The sequence below is a fragment of the Pantoea sp. X-Soil-TKNS-1207 genome, from assembly GCF_059730485.1.
In genome coordinates this window covers 605,640-632,020 of the sequence record NZ_AP035959.1, presented here as the reverse complement: position 1 = coordinate 632,020, position 26,381 = coordinate 605,640, and the positions used below count along the sequence as shown (strand labels likewise).

Sequence of the window (26,381 nt, the reverse complement as noted above, 5' to 3'; positions counted from 1 at the left end):
GCGCACAACCTTCTAACCATACAAACCAAAGGATTAAGACCATGAAAACTATCAAAGCTATGTCTATCGCCGCTGTTGCCGCTCTTTCACTGATGTCATTCGGTAGCTTCGCTCAGAGCATTTCCGTGACCTCTTCAACTCTCGACGGTGCGGAAGCGAAAATCGCCGCTCAGGCAGCACAGCAGGGCGATCAGTACAAAATTACCGAAGCGAACACCAACAACCGTGTTCACATGACCGCAGAACTGTATAAATAACGGATGGTCGTACAGGGATGTGCCGGAAGAGGTCGCCGCAAGGCGGCCTTTTTCGCATCTGAACCTGTTGCGCGATAAATCGCGCCGCTACGGTGGAGTGCGGTTTTCGGGCTGGTTGCCATCATTGGCGGGCCTGGGGTGCGGTTTCGGTCAGGTCGCCATTAATGGCGACCCTACGGGGCAAACCACTCGCACGCAAATAACGTTGATAACAAATCCGTAGGGTGCGCATTAATGCGCACCAGCAAACCACCCGCACGCAGATAACGTTGATAACAAATCTGTAGGGTGCGCATTTATGCGCACCAGGCAAATCATCCGCACGCAAATAACGTTGATAACAAATCCGTAGGGTGCGCATTTATGCGCACCAGCAAACCAAACCATCCGCGCGGAAATCACGCTCACAACAAATCCGCAGGCTGCGCATTGATGCGCACCAGGCAAATCGTCCGGCCTTTGTACCTCGCCTGCTACCGCGTTAAAACCCATCTCCGTGACCGTTAACGGCGAGTAATCTCTCGCTGACGGGGGTTAAATACCGCAAAGCTTAACCATTGCGGAGGGGTTATGACATACAGCATCCGCGGTCTGAACAGCCGCGATTTCACGCATTTATATGGCAAAGACGATCGCTACCTGGCGGCCCATCGTGCCGTTCGGGTGCGGGTAGAAAAAGCGTCGGGCTATCCGGATCGCATTACGTTGCGGGATGTTCCTGAGGGCGAAAATGCCATTCTTATCAATCACGTTTATCAGCCTGCCGACACACCTTACGCTGGCACTCATGCCATTTTTATCCATGAGGGGGCGACGGTGCAGGGAATATATGTCGATGAAATGCCGCCGTATCTCACCAGCCGACTCCTGTCGCTGCGCGCCTTTAATGCCGCGCATATGATTATTGCCGCGGAAGTTGTTGCCGGAAGAGAGGCGGAATCGATGGTTCTGCAACTGCTGAACGCTGAGGACACCGCCTATATCCACGCGCATAGCGCCCGATTCGGCTGCTATCTGTGCGTAATTGAGCGGAGCTAATAAAAGAAAACCCCGCACCACAAGGGCGCGGGGTTAAGGCTTACAGCGCCATATCGTGTTGTGGCGAGGAGCTAGCTTTGGCTGGTGCGGCTGCCTGCGGCTGCGCGTCGGCGGCGGGCATAGCGATCACCGGAGGTTTGGTCAGTTGCAGCGTGGCCGCGGTGTCATCCCACACCTGCTGCGCCAGCGCCGCGTTGTCGTTCAGCTTCTGACCATAGGCAGGAACGATCTGATGGATCTTCTGCTGCCATTCGGCGCTGGCGAACTCGGTCGGGAACAGCTGCTTGATCACGTTGATGGCGATCGGTGCCGCGGTCGACGCGCCCGGCGATGCACCCAGCAGGGCGGCCACGGTTTTCTGCTGATCGGTCACGATTTCAGTCCCCAGCTTCAGCACGCCACCTTTTTCCGCATCTTTTTTGATGATCTGAACACGCTGACCCGCCTGAATCAGTTTCCAGTCTTCTTTCTTCGCTTGCGGGAAGTACTCTTTCAGCGAGGCGAAACGGTCATCATCATTCAGCATCACCTGACCAACCAGATATTTCACCAGGTCAAAGTTATCGATGCCTACATGGGTCATCGGCATAAAGTTGCGGGTGGTCGTGGTGCCCAGCAGATCAAACAGCGAGCCGTTTTTCAGGAACTTGGTCGAGAAGGTGGCGAACGGTCCAAACAGCACCACACGCTTGCCGTCAAGGAAACGGGCATCGAGGTGCGGAACGGACATCGGCGGTGCGCCAACGGAAGCCTGGCCATACACTTTTTCCAGATGACGGCTGGTGATCGCCGGGTTTTCGGTCACGAGGAACGAGCCACCCACCGGGAATCCGGCATAGTTGTCGCCTTCCGGGATACCGGTTTTTTGCAGCAATTTCAGTGCGCCGCCGCCAGCGCCGATAAACACGTAACGGGCATCGATGGTGCGATCCGCGCCGCTTTTCACATCTTTAATAGTGACGTGCCAGCTGTTGTCGCTGTTACGTTTGAAATCGGTGACTTCAGAGGAGGTTTCCAGCGTGAAGTTGTCATTCTTTTTCAGGCTGCCAATCAGCTGACGGGTGATTTCACCGTAGTTCACATCGGTGCCGACCGGCGTCCAGGTGGCAGCAACTTTCTGCTGCGGATCGCGACCTTCCATAATCAGCGGCGCCCACTGCTGAATTTGCGCGTGATCGGTGGAGAATTTCATCCCCTGGAACAGCACGGTTTTCTGCAACGCTTCATAACGTTTCGTCAGATACTCAACGTTTTTATCGCCCCAGACAAAACTCATGTGCGGCGTAGAATTAATAAAGTTATGCGGATTATTTAATACGCCGCGTTTAACCTGAGCGGTCCAGAATTGACGGGAAATCATAAAGGCTTCATTGATTTCCAGCGCTTTGCTGACATCAATGCTGCCGTCCGGACGTTCTGGCGTATAGTTCAGTTCCATATTGGCGGAGTGACCGGTACCGGCATTATTCCAGCCGTTGGACGATTCCAGCGCGACGCCGTCCAGTTTTTCTACCATTACCTGTTTCCAGCTGGGTTGTAATTCTTCCAGCCAGGTCCCCAGAGAAGCACTCATAATGCCCCCGCCAATCAGCAGCACATCAGTCTTTTCCGGCGCATCGGCGGCATGGACGGCTGAGCTGACAAGTAAGGCGGTGAGCGAAAGCGAGGTGATTAATTTAGTTGGATTTTTCATTAAGTTGACAACGTTTTCTTAGGCGATGATTAAAGAGTTCGCAACAAATTTAAAACATTGTTATTGAAATATTAAAATTTTTTTAGTTTAAAAACTATTGAACTGAAATAACGGATTTATTTGGTTACAAATGTAACCAGGATATTTCCCTGCGGGGAAAGCGGTTATTTGGCAATCAACAAACCAGAAGATAACCGCTATTTTAACGTGGGCATCCGGTGCGGCGGTGAATTAATTTTGGTTAAAGAAATGGCGCAACGGATGTATTTGTTGACCGTGATTATCCCTATTTTCTGCGCCACACCAGGCCGTTATCGCCTGCTGAATGGCGGGCCATTCAACATCGATTATCGATAACCAGTCGGTGTCGCGATTGCGCTGTTTACGCGTCATCGCCTGACGGAAACGTCCTTCAAAGGTGAAGCCGATGCGTTCCGCCGCCCGCCGCGAGGCATGGTTTAACGAATCGCAACGCCAGGCCACACGCCGGTAGCCGAGCGCGAAGGCCTGGGCCAGCAGCAGATACAGCGCTTCCGTACCCAGCACGTTGCGTTGCATCAGGGGAGACCAGGTCACATGGCCAATCTCCAGCGCGCCATTCTGCGGATCGATATTGGCGAGACATACCACACCCACGGCCTGCTGGCTGGCATGGCTGATCACCGCATAGGACACCAGCGTGGCGTCGGCAATTTTATCGCCGACCCAGCGTTGCAGCTCGGCCAGCGAGCGCGGTTGCTCCGCACCGAGCCAGGTCCAGTCACGATCGTCGCTGGCCTGGGAAAACGCGGCGTACAACGATGCGCAATGCCCGGATTGCAGCGGGGCCAGGGTGCAAAACTGTCCTGCCAGCGGGATGGCCGGAGGACGCACAACCGGCTGCCAGTCGGGCAGCGGCGTTCCTACCGGTTGACCATATTGATTAAAATGCGCCACGTTACATTCCTTAATTCAGTTCCGTTGTCGGTTGGCTGATTATGCCACCAGATAGTCGCTCACCGCCGCCGCCATCAGCTGGCCCAGCCATTGCTGGGTGGCATCAGTGCTTTCCTGCTGCACCAGCGCAATCCCGATACTGCCGACTGCGGGCAGCTGCGCGTTGAGGGTGCGTAGCCCGGCAGGCAGGCCAATCTGGCTGCGCAGGGTGACGCCCAGCCCAGCCTGCACCGCCGCCCATACGCCGCTCAGGCTGTGGCTGGTAAACACCACGCGCCAGGCGATACCCGCCTGTTCCAGCGCAGCAATGGCGCGGGATCGCATCAGGCAGGGGGCTTCAAACATCACCAGCGGCAGCGGTTGCAACGCAGAGATATCCAGTTCAGGCGCGGCAATCCAGGCCAGCGGGCACTGGCCGAGCAGTTGACTGCTGGCAGGCAGGTTATCTCCCTGCCACAGCAGCGCCATATCGAGGTTGTGCTCGCTTAGCGCCTGTAATAGCGGCTGGTTACGGTCAACGCGCGCGCTGATGCGTACGCCAGGATGATGGCGGCTGAAGGGGCCGAGAATACCGGGCATCAGCGACTCACCAAAATCTTCCTGCATCCCGATGCGCACGTCGCCCTGCAACAATTCCCCGCGCACCGCGCGGCAGGCTTCATCGTTCAGGCTGAGCAGGCGGCGCGCATAGCTCATCAGGATTTCACCCCCCGGCGTCGGCACCAGATGGCGGCCATGTTTCACCACCAGCGGTGTGCCGCATTGCTGCTCCAGCTTTTTCAACTGGGCGCTGACCGCCGAGGTGGAGCGGCACAGCTGTCGGGCGGCCAGCGCGAAGCTGCCGCATTCGATACCCAGCACAAAGCTGCGTAACGCATCGCTATCGAGCGAGATCGGGATCTTCTCCATCATCATCCTTAAAAACGGGACCATTGGTCCTGAATAATATGATTTTTCGGATTGTAGCAGTGCGCGATACTCGCGGCATAGACCATCACGGAGAATAAAGATGACGAAATCCCTGGATCGTGACGCGCTGCAACGCGTCGCGCCGAAACTGGCAGAGCTGACGCAGCAGGTATTGTTTGGTGATATCTGGCAGCGCCCGATATTAAGCCCGCGCGAGCGCAGCCTGATTACCCTGGCGACGCTGGCGGCCCTTGGCCGGGTGCAGCAGCTTCCCTGGCATCTGCAATTTGCCGCTGAAAATGGCCTGAGCCATGACGAGCTGGCCGAAGCCTTTACCCATCTGGCGTTTTACGCGGGCTGGCCCGCAGCGGTAACGGCGTTAACCTGTCTGGATGAGGAGGCGCGCTGATGCCCTTTACCCGAATTACGCTGCGTGAAGGCTGGTGTGACGCAGAACTGCAAATCCTGTCGGACACCCTGCATGAGGTGCTGGTGGCGGAATTCAGCGTGCCGCCCGGCGACCGCTTTCAGATAATTGACTGCCTGCCTGCCGCGCGATTCATCTATGATCGTCATTACCTGAGTGGCGGACGCAGCGATCGTTACGTGCTGTTCAACCTGGTGGTGGGAAAATCGCGCAGCACCGGCCAGAAGCAGAGGTTTTATCATGTGCTGAGCCAGCGCCTGCACCAGCGGCTGGGCCTCGATCCCAATGACGTGATGGTGGTGATTCAGCCAACCAGCGCCGGGGAGTGGAGCTTCAGCGGGGGAGAGATGTTCGATTTATCGATGATAAAATAACGCCAGCAGAGCGGAAGCCGCGCCTGCGATCTCACCATACTGGCAAACAGGGAGGATAAAGGATGGCAAATCTGCGTGAAACGGGCTTAAAAGATGTGATTAGCGGCGAAAACGTCACCATTTATCAGCCGTCAAATCTCTACGGCTGCACCTTACAGGACGATGTATTTATCGGGCCGTTTGTCGAAATTCAGGGACATACGGTGATCGGTCGTGGCAGCAAGGTGCAGTCGCACAGCTTTATCTGCGAGTACGTCACCATTGGCGAGAACTGCTTTATCGGCCACGGCGTGATGTTCGCCAATGATATGTTTCGAGATGGCAAACCGGATGCGGATCGCGCCAGCTGGGGACGGATTGTTATCGGCGACGCGGTCTCGATAGGCAGCGGCGCCACCATTCTGGCAGTCACCATCTGCGACGGCACCGTGATTGGCGCCGGCAGCGTGGTGACGAAAGATATTACACAGAAAGGGATTTACGCCGGCAATCCGGCGCGTTTGCTACGTTTGCTGTAACGCGCTACTCCATCACCCAATGCCCGGCGCTGACCGCACGGTAGCGCCGCGTTGCCGGGACAAAACCCACCGGCCTGACCGGGCTTTTCAGCTCGCTGACCTCAATCTGTCGCTTCAGCTGACGGCGCGCCGGATCGGGCACCGGCACCGACGACAGCAGCTTACGGGTATAGTCGTGTTGCGGGTTTTCGAAAATCGCCGCGCGCGGGCCAATTTCCACGATCTCGCCTAACAACATCACCGCCACCCGATGGCTGATGCGTTCCACCACCGCCATATCATGCGAAATAAACAGATACGACAGCCCGAGGCTGTGCTGCAAATCGAGCAGCAGGTTGATGATCTGGGCTTTCACCGTCACATCGAGCGCTGAGACCGATTCATCGGCAATGATCATTTTCGGGTCCAGCATCAGCGCGCGGGCGATGCAGATTCGTTGCCGCTGGCCGCCGGAAAACTCGTGTGGATACCTTTTCATCATCGCTGGCGACAAGCCGACTCGCGCCATTAATTCCCCCGCTTTCTGCACCGCCGTGGCCTTGCTGCCCAGCTGGTGCTGTAAAAACGGCTCGGTCAGGGCTTCCTGCACCGACATGCGCGGATTGAGGCTGGCGAACGGGTCCTGGAAAATCATCTGCATCGCACAGCGAAGCTTACGCAGCTCGCTGGCAGAAAGATTGAGGACATCATAGCCATCAAACTCTATCTGGCCGGAGGTGGCAGCCGTCAGGCGGGTGAGGGAACGGCCGGTGGTGGATTTGCCACAGCCGGATTCACCCACCAGCGACAGCGTTTCGCCCGGCATCAGCTCGAAGGAGATATTCTCCACCGCATGTACCGCGCCGGTTTTACGGCTGAACAATCCCTCATGGATGCTGAAGCGCGTGCTGAGGTTTTTTACCGACAGCAGCGGGCGCGCAGCGGGATCGGGCGTTTTCGCTGCCGGGACGGCGCTGTCGCGGGTCAGGGCAAACTTACGTGGCCCTTCAATGCCCCGCATCGCGCCGAGCTGCGGCACGGTGGCAATCAGGGTGCGGGTATAATCCGCCGCCGGTGCGGAGAAGATCGCTGCGGTGGTGCCGGTTTCCACCACATCACCCTGATACATCACCAGCGTGCGGTCAGACACTTCCGCCACCACGCCCATATCGTGGGTGATAAAAAGCACCGCCGTGCCTTCTTCTTCCTGTAGGGTTTTGATCAGATCGAGAATTTGCCCCTGAATGGTGACGTCGAGCGCGGTGGTGGGTTCATCGGCGATCAGCAACCGCGGGCGTAACGCCAGCGCCATAGCGATCATCACGCGCTGACGCATCCCGCCGGAGAAGTGATGCGGATAGTCATCAAAACGCCGGGCCGCATTCGGGATGCGCACCTTCTCCAGCAGGCGAATGGTCTCCTCTCGGGCGGCGCGCCTGGAGATTTTGCGGTGGTTGATCAGCACTTCGGCGATCTGATGACCAATGGTAAACGACGGATTCAGGCTGGTCATTGGCTCCTGAAAGATCATCGCTACCGCATTGCCGCGAATATCCCGCATCGCCGCTTCACTCAGCGTCAGCAAATCCACGCCGTTAAGCAGAATCCTGCCGGTAACGCGGGCGTGGCGCGGATTCAGCAGCCGCATAATCGACATGGAGGTGACGCTTTTACCGGAACCCGACTCGCCGACAATCGCCAGGGTTTCACCGGCGTGAATGTCGAGCGAGACGTTCTTCACCACTTCACGCCACTGATGGTCGCTGCGAAACGCGACCGACAGATTTTCGATGCGCAGTACCGGTTGCGAGGCGTTCATCGCTGGGGTTCTGCCATAAAACGCGCCGACAGGGTGCTGACCGGCAGGAAGTCAAAATCGGTATCGAACGGGTAGGTGGGGTGCGTTTTGCGTTTGCGCTCCAGGCGCTCCACATATTGATCGACCACGCCTTCCGACAGCGCCATCAGGTTCGGATTCGCCAGCGGCGCCAGCTCCGGCGACAGATAACCGGATTTCACCACCACGATTTTTGCCGTTGCCGGGTCCAGCCCCAGCAGCGCGAAGTCGGCGAGGTTGTGATACGGACGACGGCGATCCGCCACCACCAGGGTAATGCCACCGGTTTGCAGCAGCGCCTGCTTCGCAATCGAACGCGGATCATCCACCAGATGGGTGACGACAAACGTCGCGCTGGCCTTGCCACCGGCCGGATCGAGCGTGGCGCCCACGGTAAGGGCTAAGCTCGCGCCGACACCCGCGGCAAACGCCGCATCGGTGGCAGGTTTATCGGTAATGCCTGCGACGATCACGCCCTGCGCGTCCTGACGGATCAGTTCCGCCAGCATATCGCCGCGATCGCCAACGCCGCCGCCGGTGGGGTTATCGCCGGAATCCGCCAGAATCACCGGGTGGGTCTGGCTGGCTATCGCCATGCTCACGCACGCCTCGGTGCTGCCGGTGACACAACCAAAGCTGAATGCCTCCCGCGCCTGCCAGTAAGCCAGCGCCAGTTTTGCCGCCTGTTCCGCCAGCACATCCGCGTCGGTGCCGGTCATGATCGCCGCTGCGGTAGCGCGTGGTTCGTCGGCCCACACGTAACCCACCATCAGTGAGGCATCCCAGATATGATCGAGGGCATCAATGGCGGGGAGTCGCGCATACAGGCTTTTCGCCGGTTCATCTTCGGTACTGGTGCGTTCGCCGGGTAACACCACCGGAATCGGCGCCCAGACCACACCCGGTTTCACGCCGCTGTGCAGGCTTTTAACCAGCATCGACACCGAACGGCGCATGGTTTCTTCCACATCAATATGCGGCGCGGTGCGGTAGGTGGAGAACATATCAATGGCATCAATGATGCGTTGCGTAACGTTGCCGTGCAGATCATAGCTGACGCTAATCGGGCAATCCTGGCCCACCAGCTCGCGGGTGGCGGCAATCCAGTCGCCTTCGGCATCTTCCATCCCTTCAACGTAGACCGCACCGTGCATCGCCAGATACACCCCGTCCACCGGCAACAGCGCCGCCAGCCGGGTCAGGAAATCCTGTTTGAAATCATCGTAAGTGACGCGGGCCACCGGCCCACCGGCGATGGCGCGGGCATGAAACGTGGGCAGAAAGGTGGCGTCATAATCGGCGAGAAAGGCAAAATAAGGACTCGCCGTTAATTCATCCCCGCGCAGAATGCGGAAGTCATCGGCATAATTCAGCACCGGGTTATAGGTACTGCACTCAGTATGAATACCACCAAAAGCAATGCGCATAGCAGCCTCCGCTACTCGGGTAAATGAATTAAGAAACGATATGCCGCCACACTGGCTGCGGCTCTGGCCCAGCTTTCTTCGGTAATTTCGATGGTCGAAATCGGTGTTTTGCCCATGATGGAAGGCAGCACGTTGGCATCAATCGCCTGCATCACCACGGTTTTCAGCAGGCCATCAAACGCTGCCGGATGATGGGCAATCACAATCAATTCCGGGTCGTTCATCTGGATGATATTGGCGATGGCCAGACCGAGCGCATTGCCCGCCTGGTGCAAAATGGCAATCGCCGCGCTATGGCCCTTCACCGCCAGCGTTTCCAGCGCCGCCAGCCCCTCGGCGTTGATGGCTTTTTCTCGCATGTTCTCGCGGATGGCGGTGAGCGAGGCGAGGGTGTCGAGGCAGCCGCGTTTGCCGCAGCGACACGGCCGTCCGCCAGGTTCAATGGTGCAGTGGGCGATCTCACCGGCACCGCCATGCGCACCCCGGTGCAGCTGTCCCTGGAAAAAATGCGCCGAACCGATGCCGTCGCCATGGGAAATCACCGTGAAATTGCGCACCTTCTTTGCCAGTCCGAAGATTTTCTCGCTCACCGCCAGCGCTTTGGCGTCGTTTTCCAGCGACACCTCGAGTCCGGTTTTCTCTTTCAGCATTGCCGCCAGCGGCACATCTTTCCAGCCGAGCAGGGCCGACTGCACGCATACCGCCTGATGTTCATCAACAAAGCCGGACAGGGTGACGCCGAGGCCAATCAGCTGGTCCGGCGAGATAGCGTTATCGGCCACCAGCGGGGGAATGGCCGCCGCAATCGCCGCAGTGAGCTGTGACGGATCGAGGCTCAGCGGCAATACACGGGTCGCCAGCGTGCGGCCATGCATATCAATCAGTACCAGGGTTATCTCCTCGCCGAGCAGGGAGGCACCGAGGAAATAGGCGCTGTCGGCCCGCATTTTTAATAACACCGACGGACGGCCCTGCCCGGTGGCTTCGGGAATACTCTCTTCCAGCAAACCGGCGTTCAGCATTTCTTTAATCAGGGTACTAATCGCCGCTTTGCTCAGTTTCATGTTCTGCGCAATAGCGGTGCGGCTCATGCCATGTGAAGCGATAAGCAGGCGAATGATTTGTTGCTGATGGGCATTGAGCATTCAGAACACCAGGATCGGGGCAATATCGCCTGACAATAATAAGAGGTGAGAACAAACACAACGTTATTTAGTTAAATTTCTGAACCTGGATCGAGATATAAGTAAAATATATGAACTTACGTATTGGCTTTCATTCATGAACTGTGCCTTATATGTCCGGGTTAATTCACCGATCGTATCTGAGGGCCTTCATGGAAAGCACACTTAAGCGTTTTAGGGTAATGACTCTCGCGGGCTGCATGATGTCGTTATTTGCCAGCGCCTCCGCCTTTGCCAGCCAGCTGGTGATTATGCAAAACGAGCCGCCACGCAGTATGGATCCGGGTAACCAGACCGCCACCTTTACCGGCACGGTGCTCGATCCGATGTACGAAGGTCTGACGCGCCTCGGTGATGACGGCAAAATTATTCCGGCGCTGGCCCTCTCCTGGACCACCGATGCCAGCGGCCTGAACTGGACCTTCAAACTGCGTCCGAACGTGAAATTCCACGATGGCACGCCGTTTAATGCCGACGCGGTGGTGGAAAACTTTCAGCGCCATCTCGATACCAAACGCGGCCTCGCCGCCAGCGGCAAAATTCGCACCTTTATTCAGGACGTGAAGAAAAAAGATGATCTCACGGTGGAATTTCAGCTGAAGAAAATTAACCCGGCGTTTTTAACCGTTCTGGCGTCCGGTCCGGGATTAATGGTCAGCCCGCAGGCGGATAAAGCAGGCAGCATCAATAATAAAGCCGATGGCACCGGGCCTTATAAGCTGGCGCAATATAAATCCGGCGAATTTGTACTGGAACAGAAGAACCCGGATTATTGGGGTAAATCATCCGGCCCGGACGAAATTAAATGGACGTGGAGCAGCGAGCCGTCGGTTATGAATATGGCGCTGCAATCGGGGCAGGTGGATATTATTAACCCGGTGCCGCCGCAATTTGCCGGCATGTTAAAAAACAATCCCAACGTCAACCTTAAACAGTCGCCCGGTGCGGCGGTGTTCTGGGTGGATCTGAATACGCAAGCCAAAGCGCTGAGCGATGTCCGGGTGCGTCAGGCGCTGAACTTCGCCACCGATCAGCAGGCGCTGAGCAAAGCGATTATGTTTGGCTACGCGCAGCCCGCCAACTCGGCGCTGGCGCCGGTCGATCCCAACTACGACAAAAGTCTGCACGACTACCCGTATGACATCCAGAAAGCCAAAGATCTGCTGAAAGCGGCGGGTTATGCCAACGGCTTTGCCATGTCGATTGCGGTACAGGCGCCCGATGCGCGCACTGCGCAGGTGTTGCAGGGCATGTGGGGCAAAATTGGCGTCAAACTGAACGTGCGCCAGATGGAAAGCGGCGTCTGGACCAAAGCGGCCTTTGCCGATGGCAAAGAGAAAGCGTCGCAGGGGACGGATGCGGTGCTGGCTTCGTGGTCGTCCGGGTTGTACGGTTCCGATCTGCAACTGCGCCCGCTGTACCACACCAGCAGCTTTGCCCCAGGCGGGGCTAACCTCGGCTTCTTCAGTGATAAGCAGACCGATGATCTGATCGATACCGCTGCATCCACTATGGACGACAGCAAACGCAAAGCGCTCTACGTTGCAGCGCAGCAGCGCATCAGCGCGCTGGCCCCGCAGGTGCTGCTGTTTTATCAGGACGATCTCTATGCCGCGCGTAAAAATATCAGCGGTGTGACCATGCAGCCAGGCGGTCAGCTGGTGGTGCGGGATGCGGTAAAACCTTAATCCAGGCGGTTTGTGATGAAAGCGTATGTCGCGAAAAAGGTGCTGTCACTGCCGTTAATTATTTTCGGCGTGTCGATTATCGTCTTTATCGCCATCCGCGCGCTGCCGGGCGATCCGGCGCGCCTGATGGCGGGGCCGGAAGCGCCGCAGGAAGCGGTGGATAATATGCGTATCCGCCTCGGCCTTGACCAGCCGCTGCCGCTGCAATATGTGACGTTTGCAGCGGAAGCGCTGCATGGCAACCTTGGGTTGTCGTTGCAGTCGCAGCGTCCGGTGATGACCGAAATCAGCGAACGGCTGCCCTATACCTTATCGCTGGCGGCGCTGGCCTATCTGCTGGCGATTGCCATTGGGGTGCCCGCAGGCATGACCGGGGCGATCTATCGTCAACGCATCCCGGATCAGGTGGTGATGGTGCTGACCATCGCCGGGGCGTCAATTGCCAACTTCTGGCTGGCGCTGCTGGCGATGAACTACTTTGCGGTGCAGCTCGGCTGGCTGCCGCTGCTCGGGGCAGATTCCTGGCGCAACTATATTATGCCCACCGTCACGCTGGCGATTTTGCCGATGGCGATGATTGCCCGTATGACACGCTCCAGTATGCTCGACGTCCTGAGCCAGGACTATATCCGCACCGCCAAAGCCAAAGGGTTATCCTCGCGCAGCATCCACTGGAAACACGCGTTGCGTAACGCGCTCATCCCCATCGTTACCATTGTGGCGCTGAATTTCGGCAGCCTGATTGGCGGCGCCGTGGTGACGGAATCGGTGTTCAACTGGCCCGGCATTGGCCGGTTACTGGTGGACTCGGTGCGCTACCGCGACTATCCGGTGATTCAGGGCGTTACCCTGGTGGCGGTGACCGGCGTGGTGCTGATGAATCTGGTGGGCGAAATCCTTATTGGTTTACTGAATCCAAAAATAAGGTTCGACTGATGAACAGCATAGAAACCTCCGTGCTGCCGCGCCGTTCGCGCGGCAGGCAGCTGCTGCACTTTCTGCTGGCCTATCCATCCATCGCCATTGGCGGCGGGCTGGTTCTGTTGGTGGTACTGGCGGCGATCCTCGCCCCGTTCATCACCCAGTGGGATCCGGTGGAGCAGGATCTGCTGAGTACCTTGCAGGCTCCGTCGGCCGCCCACTGGTTCGGCACGGACGATTACGGACGTGACATCTTCTCGCGGGTGATTTACGGCGCGCGGATCTCATTGTTTGAAGTCTGCCTTAGCGTGGCGATCTCGATGGTGATCGGCATTCCGCTCGGCATTATCTCCGGTCTGGCGGGGCGGAAAATCGATGCGCTGATCATGTGGGTGATGGACATTATTTTCGCCTTTCCGGGCATCGTGCTGGCGATTCTGATTGTTAGCGTGCTGGGCGAGGGGCTGACCAATATGCTGATTGCGATCTCGCTGTTTTCCATCCCGGTGTATGCGCGCCTCAGCCGCAACCTGACGCTGGGGCTGAAAAATATGGAGTACATCGAAGCGGCGCATATGCTGGGGGTGCGTTATCCGCGCATCATTACCCACTATATTTTGCGTAATTCGATCGGACCGCTGATTGTGCAATCCACCCTGACCGCCGGGGCGGTGGTGCTGTCCGCCGCCAGTCTGTCGTTCCTTGGGCTGGGGGTACAACCGCCGATGCCGGAGTGGGGCACCATGATGAGCGACGGTCGCAACTTTCTCGGACTGAATATTTACGTGTCGCTTTTCCCTGGTCTGGCGATTCTGATTACCGTGCTCGGCTGCAACGTGCTGGGTGACGGTTTGCGCGATGTAATGGATAAGCGTCTATGAATAACAAGCAACATGCGGTGATTTGTTTCGATTTAGGCGGTTCTTTTATCAAACTGGCGGCGGCCCGGCAGGACGGCGAACTGACGCTGCTGGGGCAGGAAAAAATCCCCGCCGCCTCCTGGCCGGCCTTCACGCAGGTCATCCGCGCGATGATTGACCAGCATCAGCAGCATTTCAGCGATGCCAGCCCGGTGGCGATCTCCACCGCCGGGATCGTGGCGCCGGATAGCGGCGAAATGTTTGCCAGCAATATTCCGGCGTTTCATCAGCGCAATCTTGCGCAGGAACTGGGCGCCATTCTGCAACGTCAGGTGATTGTGCATAACGATGCCGACTGCTTCACCCTGGCGGAAGCGCTGGCCGGGGCGGGCAAAGGTCACAAGGTGGTGTTCGGCGCGATCCTCGGCTCTGGTGTCGGCGGTGGGCTGGTGGCGGATGGCCGTATTATTACCGGGCAAAATGGCTTAACCGGCGAGTGGGGCCACGGCCCGATTACCCTGACCGAGGTTGAGATCGATGGCAAGTGGCAGCGACTGCCGCGCCCGCTCTGTCCGTGCGGACAGCGGGGGTGCCTGGACAGCTACGGCGGCGCGCGCGGGATGGAGAATCTGCATCGCACGCTGCATGGCGAGTCGGCCACCAGCCTCGACATTATCGCGCGCTGGCAAGCTCAGGAGGCGCTGGCCGGGAAAACTATCGCGGCGTGGTTGCAGTTGGTGGCGCAGCCGCTGGCTTATTGCATCAATATCACTGGCGCATCGGTGGTGGTGGTGGGCGGTGGGCTGGCATCGGTTACGCCGCTGATTGCTGAGCTGGATCGCGCGGTGCAAAGTTATGTCTTACGCCGCCGTTCGCAGCCGCTGGTGGTGCCGGGCAGGTTTGCGCATCATGGCGGGATGATGGGGGCGGCGTTGCTGGCGCGTCAGCGTCTGGTTACCGTAGCCGGTTAGCGATGTAGTTGGGAGGATGAGGTGATTAACGATGACGCCACCGGTCACAGCGCGATAAAAAATGATGTGCCTGCCGATAGGAAAACTGCGGGTATCGGCACGCACTTCTTCGCGAACAATACCTAACTGAGGCGACATCTCCAGTGTCGTCATCGTCAACTGTAGCTGTAACGTATTCTACTAAAGTCATGAAGCCAGCTTCTGCTGCAAAAATGCCATAAACACCCGATTGACCTCGCTGCGCTGGCGATGCTGCGGATAAAGCGCATTCAGGCTCAGCGAGGAGGGATGCCAGTCGTCAAGTACGGTGAGCAGATCGCCGCTGGCGATGGCCGGGGCGACGATAAATTCCGGCAGCAGGATCAGCCCCAGCCCGGCAACCGCGGCATCGCGCAGCATCTCACCGTTGTTACTGACCATCGGTCCCTGCACGTTGATCACTTCACGCTTCTCACCCTGAAACAGCTCCCAGCCGGTCTGGCTTTCACGTCCGTAACGCAGGCAGGCGTGGTTGAGCAAATCATCCGGCTTACGTGGCGCATCCGCTCCCTGTAGATAACGCGGGCTGGCGCAGATCACGCGACGAAACTCTCCCAGTTTTTTGGCAATCAGGGTTGAGTCGGGCAGGGTACCGATACGGATCGCCATATCAAAGCCTTCGCCAATCATATCCACATAGCGATCCGCCAGTTCCACCTGGAACTGCAATGCCGGATGGATGCTGAGGAATTCGGCAATAAACGGCGAAAGGTGGCTGATGCCAAACGACATCGGCACGCTAAGACGAAAGCTGCCCTGCAACACCTGACGACGCCCCGATACCGCCAGCTCCACTTCCTGCACGTCATCCAGGATGCGCTGCGCGTGCCGGGCAAACACCTGCCCGTTATCGGTCACCGACAGTTTGCGCGTGTTGCGGTTAAGCAGGGTTGCGCCGAGTGACTCTTCCAGCGCGGCAATACGACGGCTGACATATTGCTTGGAAAGCAGCAGCTGCTCGGCGGCAGCGGTGAAGTTGCCTGCTTTAATCACGGCAACATAAATGCGGAGATCGTCTATCTGCATATTGTCCACTTCCTGGTGACAGTCATTGTCAATGCAACACATTGTTGGGCATTTCAGTTTACGTATACTGAATCACATCAGGAAGCGAAATCGTCTTCCACCCACAAATTCGAGGAGCAGACCATGATTGAACAACGCCTGTCAGCACAACGCGGTTTAGGTGACCACGGCTGGTTGCATTCACGCCACACCTTTTCTTTCGCCAACTACTGGGACCCGAAACAAACCGGTTTCTCTGATTTGCTGGTGATTAACGATGACCAGGTCGCACCGGGTCGTGGTTTTGGTGCGCATCCGCACAGCAACATGGAGATCATCTCCTACGTTCTGGAAGGCGCGCTGGAGCATAAAGATTCCATGGGTACCGGTTCGGTGATTGTCCCTGGCGATGTGCAGCTGATGAGTGCCGGTAGCGGCGTCACGCACAGCGAGTTTAACCACTCGAAAGCGGACAACGTCCACTTCCTGCAAATCTGGATCGTGCCTGCCGAACGCGGTACGCAGCCGGGATATCAGCAGGTATCGGTAGCGGAAAGCGACAAACGCGGTCAGCTGCGTCTGATTGTTTCGCCGCAGGGTGATGAGGGTTCGCTGAGCGTGCGTCAGGACATCCGTATCTATGCCGGACTGTTTGACGGTGCAGAGCAGCAGACCTTCGCGCTGGATGCCGACCGTTATGCCTACATCCATGTGGCTCGCGGCAGCATTGAAGTGAATGGCGTGGTGTTTAACGAAGGTGACGGTGCGCGCGTACGTAACGAAACCGCGCTGCAATTCGCCAACGGCAAAGACGCGGAAGTGCTGGTGTTTGACCTGCGCCCGCTGGAAGTGAACCATCCGCAGCGTTAAAACATAAAAGGGAGGCCTGAGCGCCTCCCTTATTCTTTTCGCCGTTATATTCCCGGCAAAGCGTTACAACAGCGACGCAGGCGCTACCGGTTTGCCGGTCTTCAGCGACGTCAGCGCCGCATCCGCCAGCAGCAACGCCTGCAATCCATCATTCCCGCCGGGATACTCGCCTTCCCCTTTCGCCAGCGCTTCCACAAATGTCGCCAGTTCATTGCGATAGGCTTCGGCGTAGCGTTGCAGGAAGAAATGCTGCGGCTTCTGCGCCACGACGCCGGACGCCACCGATTTCACCAGCTGACTCTCCAGCTGATTGGTCACCGCCAGCATCCCTTCGCTGCCGTGGACCTCAATGCGCTGATCGTAGCCGTAACTGGCTCGGCGGCTATTGGTGATCACCGCCATTTTGCCGCTGGCGCAGGTCAGGGTGACCACTGCGGTATCGACATCGCCCAGCGCTTTGATCTGGGGATCGACCAGCGCCGAGGCTGAGGCGTACACCGTCACCGGTTCTTCATCCAGCAGCCAGCGCGCCATATCGAAATCGTGAATGGTCATATCACGGAACAGCCCGCCGGAGACTTTGACATACTCAGCCGGGGGCGCACCCGGATCGCGCGAGCTGATGGTGACCAGTTCGGTGCTGCCAATCTCCCCGGCCCGCAGGCAGGCCTGCAAATGCGCCATGCTCGGATCAAAGCGGCGGTTAAACCCAATCATCAGCGGCACCCCGGCGGCGCGCACCGTGGCGAGGCAACGCTGCACGCGTTCCAGGCTGAGATCGACCGGCTTTTCACAGAAGATGGCTTTCTTCGCCTGTGCGGCGGCTTCAATCAAATCGGCATGGGTATTGGTGGCGCTGCAAATCGCCACCAGGTCGATGCTACTATCCGCGAGGATGGTGTCGAGATCGGCGACGGCGGCACCGTATTTCTCTGCCAGCGCGCTGGCGGCGGAGGCATTCACATCCATCACATACGTCAGACGGCACTGCGGATGTGCGGCGATATTGCCTGCGTGGATCTGACCAATACGACCGGCACCTAATAAAGCGACATTCAGCATGGGGGAGTTCCTCTGAGGGTAATAAGGCAGTGGCGCTATTAATCGATTCTGGCGGGCTTTAAGTCAAAACAAAGCCCCTGCGACAGTGCAAATTAATGAGGTTGATCACAGGGTTTTTCGCGCTGCAAGCGATCAGAACTGCGCTGCTGGGGTCGCACCGTTTTTCCTATTTCGCCTGATTATGATGCCCTGCGCTTGACGAAGCCTGGCTGCTGCAATACAAATAGACGCGTCGGGGGAGTCTCGCCCAAGAGACTGAGAGGCTAATAGCGCACTGCGCGGCTTAGCGACCCTTTGAACCTGACCCAGTTGATACTGGCGTAGGAAGACTGACAGTCGGCTTTTTTGGCTGTCTGGCGCAGGGACGTTTTTCCGTCGCGCGCGTCATTTCCCTTCTCCTGTATCCGGGTCTCAGTGCGAAAAACTGAGAGGCCGATGTGAATTTCCCCATTTCTATTCCGGAACACCCGCTATGAGCCGCTGGACGGTACTCGGCGGCGGTGTCGCGGGTCTGTGCGTGGCCACGTTACTGGCGGAACGCGGTGAACAAGCTGAGCTGATTGTTGATGAGTCGCGCCCGCCCGCTTCGTGGTTTGCGGGCGGGATGCTTGCGCCCTGGTGCGAGGCGGAAAGTGCGCCCCCGGCGGTGATCGAGCTTGGACAGCACTCCGCCGCCTGGTGGCAGCAGCGCGTGAGCAGCGTCGAACATCAGGGCACGCTGGTGGTGGCGCCCCCGCGCGACGGCCAGGAGCTGAACCGCTTTGCGCGTATGACCGAACAACATCAATGGATCGATCCCGCTGAACTGGAACCGGCGCTGGCCGGACGCTTTGCCCGCGGCCTGTACTTTGCACGCGAAGCCCATCTCGATCCGCGCCTGGCGCTGGGCGAAATGCGCGAGAAATTGCAGCAGCGCGGCGTCGCGATCCACAGCGGGAAAGCCAGCGGTCGGGTGATTGATTGTCGCGGCATCCACGCCGCGCCTGCGTTGCCGCGTCTGCGTGCGGTGCGCGGTGAAATGCTGATCCTGCAAAGCAATGACGTGCAGTTCTCCCGGCCGATTCGTCTGCTGCACCCGCGTTTTCCCTGCTATCTGGTGCCGCGTCGCGGCGGCCATTTTATGCTCGGCGCCACCATGGTGGAGAGCCATGACGCCAGCCCGATCAGCGCGCGCGCCATGATGGAGCTGCTGAGCGCCGCTTATGCCATCCATCCGGCGCTGGCTGAAGCGCGCATCATCGAAAGCGCCAGCGGTTTACGCCCGGCTTATCCGGCCAATCTGCCGGAAATCCACTATCAGGACGGCACCTTTTATCTGAATGGCATGTATCGCCACGGTTTCCTGTTGGCTCCGCTGATGGCGGAACAGCTGATGCAGCGCCTGTCCGAGGAACATCTTCATGAATATTCAGCTTAACGGCCGTCTGGTCTCGACTGAGGCCCGCACCCTGAGCGAACTGCTGCGCGAGCAGCAGATTGACGCCGCCTGCGTGGCGACGGCATTGAACGGCATGTTCGTGCCAAAAGCGCAGTACGACAGCCAGCCGCTCGAAGAGGGTTGCCAGCTGGAAGTGTTATCACCGATGCAGGGAGGCTAAACGATGTTTTACGGCTTTGAACCCCAATCACGTTTCTTACTTGGCACGGCGGGCTATCCGTCGCCGGCGATTTTGCAGCAGGCGATTGCTGCCTCGGGCAGTGAGATCATCACCGTCAGCCTGCGGCGCGAAGGGGCCGCCGGTGCGGCGTTTCGTGAGCTGCTGAGCCAGCTGGATCTGCGCGTGCTGCCAAATACCGCAGGCTGCCACACGGTGCAGGAAGCGGTCACCACCGCCTACATGGCGCGCGAACTGTTTAACACGCCGTGGATCAAGCTGGAGGTGATCGGCCATGCCGATACGCTGCAACCCGATCCCTTCGCGCTGGTGGAAGCGGCGCGCATCCTGTGTGCCGATGGCTTCCAGGTATTTCCCTACACCACGGAAGATCTGATCGTCGGTGAAAAATTGCTGGAAGCGGGCTGCGAAGTGCTGATGCCGTGGGGCGCGCCTATTGGTTCCGGCCAGGGGCTGCGCAATATCGATGGTCTGCGGGCGATGCGTGCCTGGTTTAGCGACATCCCACTGATTATTGATGCCGGGATTGGCGCACCCTCGCAGGCAGCGCAGGCGATGGAGCTGGGTTTCGACGCCATCCTGCTGAATACCGCAGTGGCGAAAGCGGGCGATCCGGTGCGCATGGCCGGGGCGTTCCGCCAGGCGATCGACGCCGGAAAAGCCGCGCGCGACGGTGGCTTAATGGAAAAACGCGATATGGCGGTGGCATCAACGCCAATCTTTGGCCTGGCGAATTTTTCCTGAGGAGAACAACCATGGATCGCTATCAACGTCAGACGATGTTGCCGGAGATAGGGGAGCTGGGCCAGCAGCGCCTGGCGCAGGCGCGGGTGCTGGTCGTCGGTGCGGGCGGGCTTGGCTCCACGCTGCTGCCGCTGCTGGTGGGGGCGGGCGTCGGCTTTCTCCGCCTTTACGACGACGATGAAGTGGCGCTGCATAATCTGCATCGCCAGACGCTGTTTGACATGCAGGATGTGGCGCAGTCGAAAGTCGCCAGCGCGCAGCGCGCGTTGCAGCGGCGTAACCCGCAGGTCGCCATTGAAGCGCGGCACCAGCCGCTTACCGCCAGCAATGTGCAGCAGGCACTGCACGGCATCGATTTGGTGATCGATGCGGCGGATAACTTTGCTGTGACTTATCAATTGTCGGACGCCTGCCACCCGGCGGGGATACCGCTGATTAGCGCCTCGGTGCTGGGGCGTCAGGGATATGTTGGCGGGTTCTGCGGTCCGGCGCCAAGCTATCGCGCGGTGTTTCCGCGTTTGCCCGGCTCGGCAGCCAACTGCAACACCGCCGGGGTGATGGGACCGGCGGTGGCGGTGCTTGGGGCGATGCAGGCGCAGATGGCGCTGAGCGTATTGATCGGCCTCGACCCTTCGCCGCTCGGCTGCCTGGTGAACTGCGACTTCGTCCACTGGCATTTCCGCCAGTTCCGCTTTGATGGCGCGGGCGAGCCGGATCAGCCTTATGTCCCCTTTATCGATACCCAGTTGCTCACCGCAGAAGATTGCATCGTGGAGTTGCGCAGCCGCGAAGAAGCGCCGGTCAGCGTGGCGGCCTGGGCGCAGCGCATTCTGCCGCAGCAGCTTGATGACTGGCAGCCGCCTTATGATCGCCGCATCGTGCTGGTGTGCGCCAGCGGTATTCGGGCGGCGCAGGCGGCGACGGCGCTGGCGCAGCGCGGCTGCTCGCAGCTGGCGATTCTGGCAGCGAACCGGCCATGAGCAACGATATTACGCTGCATGACGTCAGCTTCGGCTGGGGCGCACAGCCGCTGTGCCAGCAGCTGAACCTGCGGCTGCGTGGCGGCAAAACCACGGTGATGCTCGGTCGCAGCGGCATTGGTAAAAGCACGCTGCTGCGGCTGGTGGCCGGTCTGCTCCAGCCGCAGCAGGGGCGGATCAGCGGCATTGCCGACAGCGTGGCGTGGATGGGGCAGCAGGATCTGCTGTACCCGTGGCTGTCGGTGCTGGACAACGTGATGCTGGCGGCGCGTCTCAATGGCGACAAGCCGGATCGCGAACGGGCGCGGCATCTGCTGGAGCAGGTGAAACTGGCTGAGGTGGCGACTGCCCGGCCGCACACGCTTTCTGGCGGGATGCGCCAGCGCGTGGCGCTGGCCCGTACCCTTTACGCACAACGTGATGTGGTGCTGATGGATGAACCCTTCGCCACCCTCGACGTGATGACCAAAATCAGCCTGCAAACGCTGACCGCGACGCTGCTGCACGGCAAAACCGTGCTGCTGGTAACCCACGATCCGCTGGAAGCCTGCCGCATGGCCGATGATATTTTGCTGCTGAGCGGCCAGCCGTTGAGCATCGAAAACTGGCCGGTGCCGCAAGGCCACGCGCCCCGCACCCTCGACGACCCGGCGCTACTTCAGGCGCAGGGCCATCTCTTTACCCGACTGAATGACGATGAAAACGAATCTGTTTAGCGCCCTCTATCTGCTGGCGGTGCTGCTGTGCGGCTGGCTGCTGGCACGTCACAGCGGCGTGCCCAACTTCCTGCTACCCGCGCCGCAGGCGGTGCTGGAGGCGTTGTGGCTGCATCGTCAGCTGCTGTGGCATCACCTGCTGTATACCCTGGCGGAAATCGTGCTGGCGCTGCTGCTGGGGGTGGGCGCGGGCGTCATGCTGGCGGTGCTGATGGCTGCCAGCCCGACCATCCGGCGTCTGCTGTTTCCGCTGGTCACCGCCAGCCAGGCTATCCCGGTGTTTGCGCTCGCGCCGCTGCTGGTGCTGTGGCTCGGTTTCGGCATTGCCTCGAAAGTGGTGGTGGCGGCGCTGATCCTGTTCTTTCCGCTGTGCCTGTCGCTGTTTGACGGCCTGTGCCGCACGCCGCCGGGCTGGCTGGAGCTGGCGCAAACCCTCAACCGTTCGCGTTTCCGCCAGTTCTGGCTGGTGCGCTGGCCCGCCGCGCTGCCGCAGTTTTTCTCCGGTTTGCAGATGGCGGTGGTGCTGGCACCGATTGGCGTGGTGATTGGCGAATGGGTGGGGGCGAGTGAAGGGCTGGGCTATCTGATGATGCAGGCCAATGCCCGGCTGGAAACCGCCACCAGCTTTGCCGCGCTGCTGCTGTTACTGATTCTGGCGTTGCTGCTCTCCGGTGGCGTCGCCCTGATACGCAAGAAAACCCTCTGGCACTTAACATAAGGATGCACTTTGAACACCCTACGTACGGCGATCGCCGCGTTGCTGCTGCTGGCAACCACCAGCGTGGCACAGGCCAATGAAAAGGTTCGTTTGCTGCTCGACTGGTTTGTTAACCCCAACCACGCGGCGATCTTTGCGGCGCAATACAGCGGCGCGTTTAACAAAGAGGGGCTGGATGTTGAGATGATCGCGCCTGCCGATTCCGCCTCGGTGCCGCTGTTGCTGGCCGCCGGTAAGGCCGATCTGGCTATCAGCTATCAGCCGCAGCTGTACACGCTGGTGGAAAAAGAGGTGCCAGTGATCCGCGTCGGCACGTTGATCAACCAGCCGCTTAATACCCTGACCACGGTATCGGACGATATTCACTCCCTGAAAGATTTTGCCGGTAAGTCCATCGGCTACGCCATTCCGGGCGCGGAAGATGTGGCAATTCGCAACATGCTGAAATCACAGGGCGTGGATGCGGATAGCGTCAAGCTGATCAACCTGAATATGGATGCCGTATCGGCGCTGCTGACGCACAAAATTGATGGCGCGATGACGGTTTTTCGTAATTACGAGTTGATCGACCTGAAGGACAAGGGCGCGAAACCGGTGGTATTTAAACCGGAAGATTATGGCGTACCCGCTTATGACGAGCTGATCATTCTGGCGAACCAGAAAACCGCCGCGCAGGATAAACGCATCCCGGCGTTTCTGCGCGGGCTGGATGCCGGTATCGCCTGGCTGCGCGCTCATCCGCAGCAGGCCTGGCAGGCATTTATCAAACAATATCCGGAGCTGGATACGCCGCTGAACAAACAGGCGTGGCAGGCGACGTTGCCTTATTTCGCCAGCCATACGGCGACGCTGGATACTCAGCGTTATCAGGCGTTTGGCGAATATATGCAGGCCAATGGCCTGATTAAGAGCGTGGCGCCGATGTCGCGTTATTCGTTGCAGTAACGGCGGGGACGTACCCTGCGCGTGCTGGTTGGCACTGCCGATCGGCACGCGCGCCATCGTTGGTAGCGTTATCACATAAATCCTTTCCTTTCGAACGCCCCTATGCAGTCTCCGTTTTTATAAACCACCGCAATTAAAACAACAGTTTGATTTTTAACTGTTTTATAAAATTAAAAATAAAACCCGCACGGAATGATAATGTAAGGTAACTGTGGAAGCGTTTACACTTAGGTTGTAATTTCTTTACAATTGTCACGCTTTCATTTCCTCAAGGTTAATCAAATGTCACGGGTATCCCGAACGCTTAATTTGTTAACACTCATTTTTTCAGTCGCTTGCGCTGCATGGCTGTTGATTGGTGGTGTCTGGTTACTGTCGCTGGGCGGCAGTGCTTATTATCTGGTGAGTGGCCTCGCGATGGCCGCCTTTAGTGGGCTGTTGCTGAAGAGAAAGCGCAGTGCGCTTTACCTGTTTGCTGCCATTCTGTTGTTCACCGCCCTCTGGGCCTGGCATGAGGCCGGAAGCGACTACTGGACGCTGGTGCCGCGTCTGGATATCTGGGTGCTGCTGGGTATCTGGTTAATCCTGCCATTCAGCTACCGTCAGTTTGATGTCACCAATAAAAAACCACTGGGCGCGATGCTGGTTGCCCTGCTGGTCAACATTGCCTTGCTGGCGGGTTCGGCGCTGCACGATCCGCAGGAGATCAACGGTGAACTGCCGCTGACCGCTAAGGCACCGGCGACGTCCCCGGTTCCGGCGGAAGACTGGCGCGCCTATGGCCGCACCCAGCAAGGGGTACGCTACTCGCCGCTGCAACAGATCAATGAACACAACGTCAAAGATTTGCAGGTGGCCTGGCAGTTTGAAACCGGCGACCACAAAACCGCGAACGATCCGGGCGAAATCACCAATGAAGTGACGCCGCTGAAAGTAGGCAACCTGCTTTACCTCTGCACACCACACCAGATTCTGATTGCCCTGGACGCGGCCAGTGGTAAAGAGCAATGGCGTTTCGATCCCAAACTGAAATCGGACCCGACCTTCCAGCACATTACCTGCCGTGGCGTCTCGTATCATGAAATGCCGGTGGCAGCAGCAGGCAGCGCCAGCCAGCCTGCGATCTGCGCCCGTCGTATCTTCCTGCCGGTGGATGATGGCCGTCTGTTCGCGCTGGATGCGCAGACCGGCGAGCGTTGCCAGAGCTTCGCCAGCAACGGTGAACTGAATCTGCAACATCAGCAGCCGAATGCCTATCCGGGCGGTTATGAGCCGACTTCTCCGCCGATTGTCACCGATAATGTGGTGATCGTGGCCGGTTCGGTGACCGATAACCTCTCGACCCGTGAACCTTCCGGCGTGATCCGGGGTTTTGATATCAACAGCGGCAAACTGGTGTGGGCATTTGATCCCGGCGCGAAAGATCCCAACGCGCTGCCGGCCGATGGTCAAACCTTTACCAACAACTCGCCTAACTCGTGGGCGCCAGCCGCTTATGATGCCCAGCGCGACATCATCTATCTGCCTATGGGCGTTTCCACGCCGGATATCTGGGGCGGCAACCGCACCCCGGAACAGGAACGTTTTGCCAGCGGTCTGCTGGCGTTACATGCTTCAACCGGCAAACTGGCCTGGTTCTATCAGACGGTGCATCACGATTTGTGGGATATGGATCTGCCATCGCAACCGACGCTGGCTGACATCACCGACAAAGACGGTCACACCGTTCCGGCGATCTATATTCCGGCTAAAACCGGCAACATCTTTGTGCTGAACCGGGAAACCGGTAAGCCGGTGGTTCCGGCCCCGGAAACCCCGGTACCGCAGGGTCCGGCGAAAGGCGACCACCTCAATCCGACCCAGCCGTTCTCTGAACTGACCTTCCGTCCAAAACAGAAACTGCAAGGCAAGGACATGTGGGGCGCCACCATGTTCGACCAGCTGGTGTGCCGCGTGATGTTCCATCGCCTGCGTTATGAAGGGCCGTTCACGCCGCCGTCAGAGCAGGGCACGCTGGTGTTCCCCGGTGACTTCGGCATGTTTGAATGGGGCGGCATCGCGGTGGATACGGACCGTCAGATTGCGATTGCAAACCCGATGGCGATGCCGTTTATCTCTAAACTGGTGCCGCGCGGACCGGGCAACCCGATTGAACCAGGCGCAGACGGCGCTGACGGTTCCGGTTCTGAATCTGGCGTGCAGCATATGTACGGTGTGCCTTACGGTGTGGAGCTGAATCCCTTCCTGTCTCCGTTTGGTCTGCCGTGTCTGCAACCGTCGTGGGGCTTTGTTTCGGCGATCAACCTGCAAAATCATCAGATTGTCTGGAAAAAACGTATTGGTACGGTGCGTGATAGCGCCCCTGTGCCGCTGCCGTTCAAAATGGGTGTGCCGATGTTAGGCGGCCCGGTGACTACCGCTGGCAACGTGTTCTTTGTGGCGGGGACGCTGGATAACTACCTGCGCGCCTACAGCGTGCGTGACGGCCAACTGCTGTGGCAGGCGCGTCTGCCCGCCGGAGGCCAGGCGACGCCGATGACCTATGCGGTTGATGGCAAGCAATACGTGGTGATTATGGCGGGCGGCCACGGTTCGTTCGGCACCAAACTCGGCGATTACGTTATTGCCTATAAACTGCCGTAACCAGCCGTGATGTTCTGATCATGC

26 protein-coding genes and 1 riboswitch are annotated in these 26,381 nt (G+C 58.6%); of the genes, 18 read left to right on the top strand and 8 right to left on the bottom strand.

All coding sequences use genetic code 11. From position 1 onward, the window contains the following. Positions 1–41 precede the first annotated feature (41 nt). Both AC6I8V_RS23050 and AC6I8V_RS23045 read left to right on the top strand, forming a co-directional pair. Entirely contained in the window at positions 42–257 is a 216-nt protein-coding gene (locus AC6I8V_RS23050) for a YdgH/BhsA/McbA-like domain containing protein (protein ID WP_497846136.1), read from the top strand. Between the two features lie 570 nt (positions 258–827). Beyond that, positions 828–1,295 (top strand): DUF1203 domain-containing protein, encoded by a 468-nt coding sequence (locus tag AC6I8V_RS23045; protein WP_497846135.1) that lies wholly within the window; start codon positions 828–830, stop codon positions 1,293–1,295. A gap of 40 nt (positions 1,296–1,335) precedes the next feature. Here the strand turns inward: AC6I8V_RS23045 and mqo are convergent, their stop codons facing one another. The 3 genes from mqo to AC6I8V_RS23030 all read right to left on the bottom strand — a co-directional run bounded on the left by mqo (position 1,336) and on the right by AC6I8V_RS23030 (position 4,833). After that, complete coding sequence (gene mqo / locus AC6I8V_RS23040; RefSeq protein ID WP_497846134.1) at positions 1,336–2,988, bottom strand: malate dehydrogenase (quinone); 1,653 nt, start codon at positions 2,986–2,988, stop codon at positions 1,336–1,338. A gap of 231 nt (positions 2,989–3,219) precedes the next feature. Further along, a complete protein-coding gene (locus tag AC6I8V_RS23035) occupies positions 3,220–3,924 on the bottom strand; it encodes a GNAT family N-acetyltransferase (RefSeq protein WP_497846133.1) in 705 nt (234 codons plus the stop codon). Positions 3,925–3,963: 39 nt separating this feature from the next. Beyond that, positions 3,964–4,833: a LysR substrate-binding domain-containing protein gene (locus AC6I8V_RS23030; RefSeq protein WP_497846568.1), complete on the bottom strand. Its 870-nt coding sequence runs from the start codon at positions 4,831–4,833 to the stop codon at positions 3,964–3,966. Between the two features lie 100 nt (positions 4,834–4,933). On the opposite strand from AC6I8V_RS23030, the gene AC6I8V_RS23025 reads away from it, so the two are divergent. The 3 genes from AC6I8V_RS23025 to AC6I8V_RS23015 all read left to right on the top strand — a co-directional run bounded on the left by AC6I8V_RS23025 (position 4,934) and on the right by AC6I8V_RS23015 (position 6,152). Beyond that, positions 4,934–5,242, top strand: a complete 309-nt coding sequence (locus tag AC6I8V_RS23025; RefSeq protein WP_497846132.1) for a carboxymuconolactone decarboxylase family protein — start codon at positions 4,934–4,936, stop codon at positions 5,240–5,242. Next, positions 5,242–5,634: a tautomerase family protein gene (locus tag AC6I8V_RS23020; protein WP_497846131.1), complete on the top strand. Its 393-nt coding sequence runs from the start codon at positions 5,242–5,244 to the stop codon at positions 5,632–5,634. The genes AC6I8V_RS23025 and AC6I8V_RS23020 overlap by 1 nt, the downstream gene beginning before the upstream one ends. A 62-nt stretch (positions 5,635–5,696) precedes the next feature. After that, a complete protein-coding gene (locus tag AC6I8V_RS23015) occupies positions 5,697–6,152 on the top strand; it encodes an acyltransferase (RefSeq protein ID WP_497846130.1) in 456 nt (151 codons plus the stop codon). 4 nt (positions 6,153–6,156) lie between these two features. Here AC6I8V_RS23015 and AC6I8V_RS23010 read toward each other — a convergent pair whose 3' ends face one another. The 3 genes from AC6I8V_RS23010 to AC6I8V_RS23000 are packed head-to-tail and all read right to left on the bottom strand — an operon-like array spanning position 6,157 to position 10,540. Then, complete coding sequence (locus tag AC6I8V_RS23010; protein WP_497846129.1) at positions 6,157–7,950, bottom strand: ABC transporter ATP-binding protein; 1,794 nt, start codon at positions 7,948–7,950, stop codon at positions 6,157–6,159. Further along, complete coding sequence (locus AC6I8V_RS23005) at positions 7,947–9,395, bottom strand: M81 family metallopeptidase (protein WP_497846128.1); 1,449 nt, start codon at positions 9,393–9,395, stop codon at positions 7,947–7,949. Before AC6I8V_RS23005 ends, AC6I8V_RS23010 begins: the two co-directional genes overlap by 4 nt. Positions 9,396–9,406: 11 nt before the next feature. Beyond that, positions 9,407–10,540, bottom strand: coding sequence for an ROK family protein (locus tag AC6I8V_RS23000; RefSeq protein WP_497846127.1), 1,134 nt, complete (start codon positions 10,538–10,540; stop codon positions 9,407–9,409). 191 nt (positions 10,541–10,731) lie between these two features. Here AC6I8V_RS23000 and AC6I8V_RS22995 point away from each other — a divergent pair, with 191 nt between their 5' ends. From AC6I8V_RS22995 to AC6I8V_RS22980, 4 genes are read left to right on the top strand one after another with little or no spacing between them, the layout of a single operon-like run. Then, positions 10,732–12,267: an ABC transporter substrate-binding protein gene (locus AC6I8V_RS22995; RefSeq protein WP_497846126.1), complete on the top strand. Its 1,536-nt coding sequence runs from the start codon at positions 10,732–10,734 to the stop codon at positions 12,265–12,267. A 15-nt stretch (positions 12,268–12,282) separates the two neighbouring features. Next, positions 12,283–13,203, top strand: coding sequence for an ABC transporter permease (locus AC6I8V_RS22990; RefSeq protein ID WP_497846125.1), 921 nt, complete (start codon positions 12,283–12,285; stop codon positions 13,201–13,203). Next, positions 13,203–14,069: an ABC transporter permease gene (locus tag AC6I8V_RS22985; protein WP_497846124.1), complete on the top strand. Its 867-nt coding sequence runs from the start codon at positions 13,203–13,205 to the stop codon at positions 14,067–14,069. The genes AC6I8V_RS22990 and AC6I8V_RS22985 overlap by 1 nt, the downstream gene beginning before the upstream one ends. Then, complete coding sequence (locus AC6I8V_RS22980) at positions 14,066–15,019, top strand: ROK family protein (RefSeq protein WP_497846123.1); 954 nt, start codon at positions 14,066–14,068, stop codon at positions 15,017–15,019. Before AC6I8V_RS22985 ends, AC6I8V_RS22980 begins: the two co-directional genes overlap by 4 nt. Before the next feature lie 186 nt (positions 15,020–15,205). On the opposite strand, the gene AC6I8V_RS22975 is transcribed toward AC6I8V_RS22980, so the two are convergent. Continuing rightward, positions 15,206–16,084, bottom strand: coding sequence for a LysR family transcriptional regulator (locus tag AC6I8V_RS22975; RefSeq protein ID WP_497846122.1), 879 nt, complete (start codon positions 16,082–16,084; stop codon positions 15,206–15,208). Positions 16,085–16,207: 123 nt separating this feature from the next. Here AC6I8V_RS22975 and AC6I8V_RS22970 point away from each other — a divergent pair, with 123 nt between their 5' ends. Next, on the top strand, positions 16,208–16,933 hold the full coding sequence (locus tag AC6I8V_RS22970) for a pirin family protein (protein WP_497846121.1): 726 nt from the start codon (positions 16,208–16,210) through the stop codon (positions 16,931–16,933). 63 nt (positions 16,934–16,996) lie between these two features. Here the strand turns inward: AC6I8V_RS22970 and iolG are convergent, their stop codons facing one another. After that, positions 16,997–17,995: an inositol 2-dehydrogenase gene (gene iolG, locus AC6I8V_RS22965; protein WP_497846120.1), complete on the bottom strand. Its 999-nt coding sequence runs from the start codon at positions 17,993–17,995 to the stop codon at positions 16,997–16,999. Between the two features lie 224 nt (positions 17,996–18,219). Then, a riboswitch (TPP riboswitch) is annotated at positions 18,220–18,339 on the top strand. A gap of 128 nt (positions 18,340–18,467) precedes the next feature. Between iolG and AC6I8V_RS22960 the strand changes: the two genes are divergently transcribed. The 8 genes from AC6I8V_RS22960 to AC6I8V_RS22925 all read left to right on the top strand — a co-directional run bounded on the left by AC6I8V_RS22960 (position 18,468) and on the right by AC6I8V_RS22925 (position 26,357). Continuing rightward, the gene (locus AC6I8V_RS22960; protein WP_497846119.1) at positions 18,468–19,412 is read left to right on the top strand and encodes an FAD-dependent oxidoreductase; all 945 of its coding nucleotides are present in this window, start codon (positions 18,468–18,470) and stop codon (positions 19,410–19,412) included. Next, on the top strand, positions 19,396–19,593 hold the full coding sequence (gene thiS, locus AC6I8V_RS22955; protein WP_497846118.1) for a sulfur carrier protein ThiS: 198 nt from the start codon (positions 19,396–19,398) through the stop codon (positions 19,591–19,593). The genes AC6I8V_RS22960 and thiS overlap by 17 nt, the downstream gene beginning before the upstream one ends. Before the next feature lie 3 nt (positions 19,594–19,596). Beyond that, entirely contained in the window at positions 19,597–20,355 is a 759-nt protein-coding gene (locus AC6I8V_RS22950) for a thiazole synthase (protein WP_497846117.1), read from the top strand. Between the two features lie 11 nt (positions 20,356–20,366). Then, positions 20,367–21,335, top strand: coding sequence for a HesA/MoeB/ThiF family protein (locus AC6I8V_RS22945; protein ID WP_497846116.1), 969 nt, complete (start codon positions 20,367–20,369; stop codon positions 21,333–21,335). Beyond that, positions 21,332–22,051, top strand: coding sequence for an ABC transporter ATP-binding protein (locus AC6I8V_RS22940; protein WP_497846115.1), 720 nt, complete (start codon positions 21,332–21,334; stop codon positions 22,049–22,051). The genes AC6I8V_RS22945 and AC6I8V_RS22940 overlap by 4 nt, the downstream gene beginning before the upstream one ends. Beyond that, complete coding sequence (locus tag AC6I8V_RS22935) at positions 22,032–22,769, top strand: ABC transporter permease (RefSeq protein ID WP_497846114.1); 738 nt, start codon at positions 22,032–22,034, stop codon at positions 22,767–22,769. Before AC6I8V_RS22940 ends, AC6I8V_RS22935 begins: the two co-directional genes overlap by 20 nt. Before the next feature lie 9 nt (positions 22,770–22,778). Further along, positions 22,779–23,714, top strand: a complete 936-nt coding sequence (locus AC6I8V_RS22930; protein WP_497846113.1) for an ABC transporter substrate-binding protein — start codon at positions 22,779–22,781, stop codon at positions 23,712–23,714. Positions 23,715–23,996: 282 nt separating this feature from the next. Further along, positions 23,997–26,357 carry a glucose/quinate/shikimate family membrane-bound PQQ-dependent dehydrogenase gene (locus tag AC6I8V_RS22925; RefSeq protein ID WP_497846112.1) on the top strand — a complete coding sequence of 787 codons (2,361 nt, stop codon included), beginning with the start codon at positions 23,997–23,999 and terminating at the stop codon, positions 26,355–26,357. Positions 26,358–26,381 lie beyond the last annotated feature (24 nt).

What these genes read in the sequence shown, in the direction of transcription:
- AC6I8V_RS23050 (WP_497846136.1), top strand. Translation starts at nt 42, where the DNA reads ATGAAAACTATCAAAGCTATGTCTATCGCCGCTGTTGCCGCTCTTTCA.
- AC6I8V_RS23045 (WP_497846135.1), top strand. Translation starts at nt 828, where the DNA reads ATGACATACAGCATCCGCGGTCTGAACAGCCGCGATTTCACGCATTTA.
- mqo (WP_497846134.1), bottom strand. Translation starts at nt 2,988, where the DNA reads ATGAAAAATCCAACTAAATTAATCACCTCGCTTTCGCTCACCGCCTTA.
- AC6I8V_RS23030 (WP_497846568.1), bottom strand. Translation starts at nt 4,833, where the DNA reads ATGGAGAAGATCCCGATCTCGCTCGATAGCGATGCGTTACGCAGCTTT.
- AC6I8V_RS23025 (WP_497846132.1), top strand. Translation starts at nt 4,934, where the DNA reads ATGACGAAATCCCTGGATCGTGACGCGCTGCAACGCGTCGCGCCGAAA.
- AC6I8V_RS23020 (WP_497846131.1), top strand. Translation starts at nt 5,242, where the DNA reads ATGCCCTTTACCCGAATTACGCTGCGTGAAGGCTGGTGTGACGCAGAA.
- AC6I8V_RS23015 (WP_497846130.1), top strand. Translation starts at nt 5,697, where the DNA reads ATGGCAAATCTGCGTGAAACGGGCTTAAAAGATGTGATTAGCGGCGAA.
- AC6I8V_RS23010 (WP_497846129.1), bottom strand. Translation starts at nt 7,950, where the DNA reads ATGAACGCCTCGCAACCGGTACTGCGCATCGAAAATCTGTCGGTCGCG.
- AC6I8V_RS23005 (WP_497846128.1), bottom strand. Translation starts at nt 9,395, where the DNA reads ATGCGCATTGCTTTTGGTGGTATTCATACTGAGTGCAGTACCTATAAC.
- AC6I8V_RS23000 (WP_497846127.1), bottom strand. Translation starts at nt 10,540, where the DNA reads ATGCTCAATGCCCATCAGCAACAAATCATTCGCCTGCTTATCGCTTCA.
- AC6I8V_RS22995 (WP_497846126.1), top strand. Translation starts at nt 10,732, where the DNA reads ATGGAAAGCACACTTAAGCGTTTTAGGGTAATGACTCTCGCGGGCTGC.
- AC6I8V_RS22990 (WP_497846125.1), top strand. Translation starts at nt 12,283, where the DNA reads ATGAAAGCGTATGTCGCGAAAAAGGTGCTGTCACTGCCGTTAATTATT.
- AC6I8V_RS22985 (WP_497846124.1), top strand. Translation starts at nt 13,203, where the DNA reads ATGAACAGCATAGAAACCTCCGTGCTGCCGCGCCGTTCGCGCGGCAGG.
- AC6I8V_RS22980 (WP_497846123.1), top strand. Translation starts at nt 14,066, where the DNA reads ATGAATAACAAGCAACATGCGGTGATTTGTTTCGATTTAGGCGGTTCT.
- AC6I8V_RS22975 (WP_497846122.1), bottom strand. Translation starts at nt 16,084, where the DNA reads ATGCAGATAGACGATCTCCGCATTTATGTTGCCGTGATTAAAGCAGGC.
- AC6I8V_RS22970 (WP_497846121.1), top strand. Translation starts at nt 16,208, where the DNA reads ATGATTGAACAACGCCTGTCAGCACAACGCGGTTTAGGTGACCACGGC.
- iolG (WP_497846120.1), bottom strand. Translation starts at nt 17,995, where the DNA reads ATGCTGAATGTCGCTTTATTAGGTGCCGGTCGTATTGGTCAGATCCAC.
- AC6I8V_RS22960 (WP_497846119.1), top strand. Translation starts at nt 18,468, where the DNA reads ATGAGCCGCTGGACGGTACTCGGCGGCGGTGTCGCGGGTCTGTGCGTG.
- thiS (WP_497846118.1), top strand. Translation starts at nt 19,396, where the DNA reads ATGAATATTCAGCTTAACGGCCGTCTGGTCTCGACTGAGGCCCGCACC.
- AC6I8V_RS22950 (WP_497846117.1), top strand. Translation starts at nt 19,597, where the DNA reads ATGTTTTACGGCTTTGAACCCCAATCACGTTTCTTACTTGGCACGGCG.
- AC6I8V_RS22945 (WP_497846116.1), top strand. Translation starts at nt 20,367, where the DNA reads ATGGATCGCTATCAACGTCAGACGATGTTGCCGGAGATAGGGGAGCTG.
- AC6I8V_RS22940 (WP_497846115.1), top strand. Translation starts at nt 21,332, where the DNA reads ATGAGCAACGATATTACGCTGCATGACGTCAGCTTCGGCTGGGGCGCA.
- AC6I8V_RS22935 (WP_497846114.1), top strand. Translation starts at nt 22,032, where the DNA reads ATGAAAACGAATCTGTTTAGCGCCCTCTATCTGCTGGCGGTGCTGCTG.
- AC6I8V_RS22925 (WP_497846112.1), top strand. Translation starts at nt 23,997, where the DNA reads ATGTCACGGGTATCCCGAACGCTTAATTTGTTAACACTCATTTTTTCA.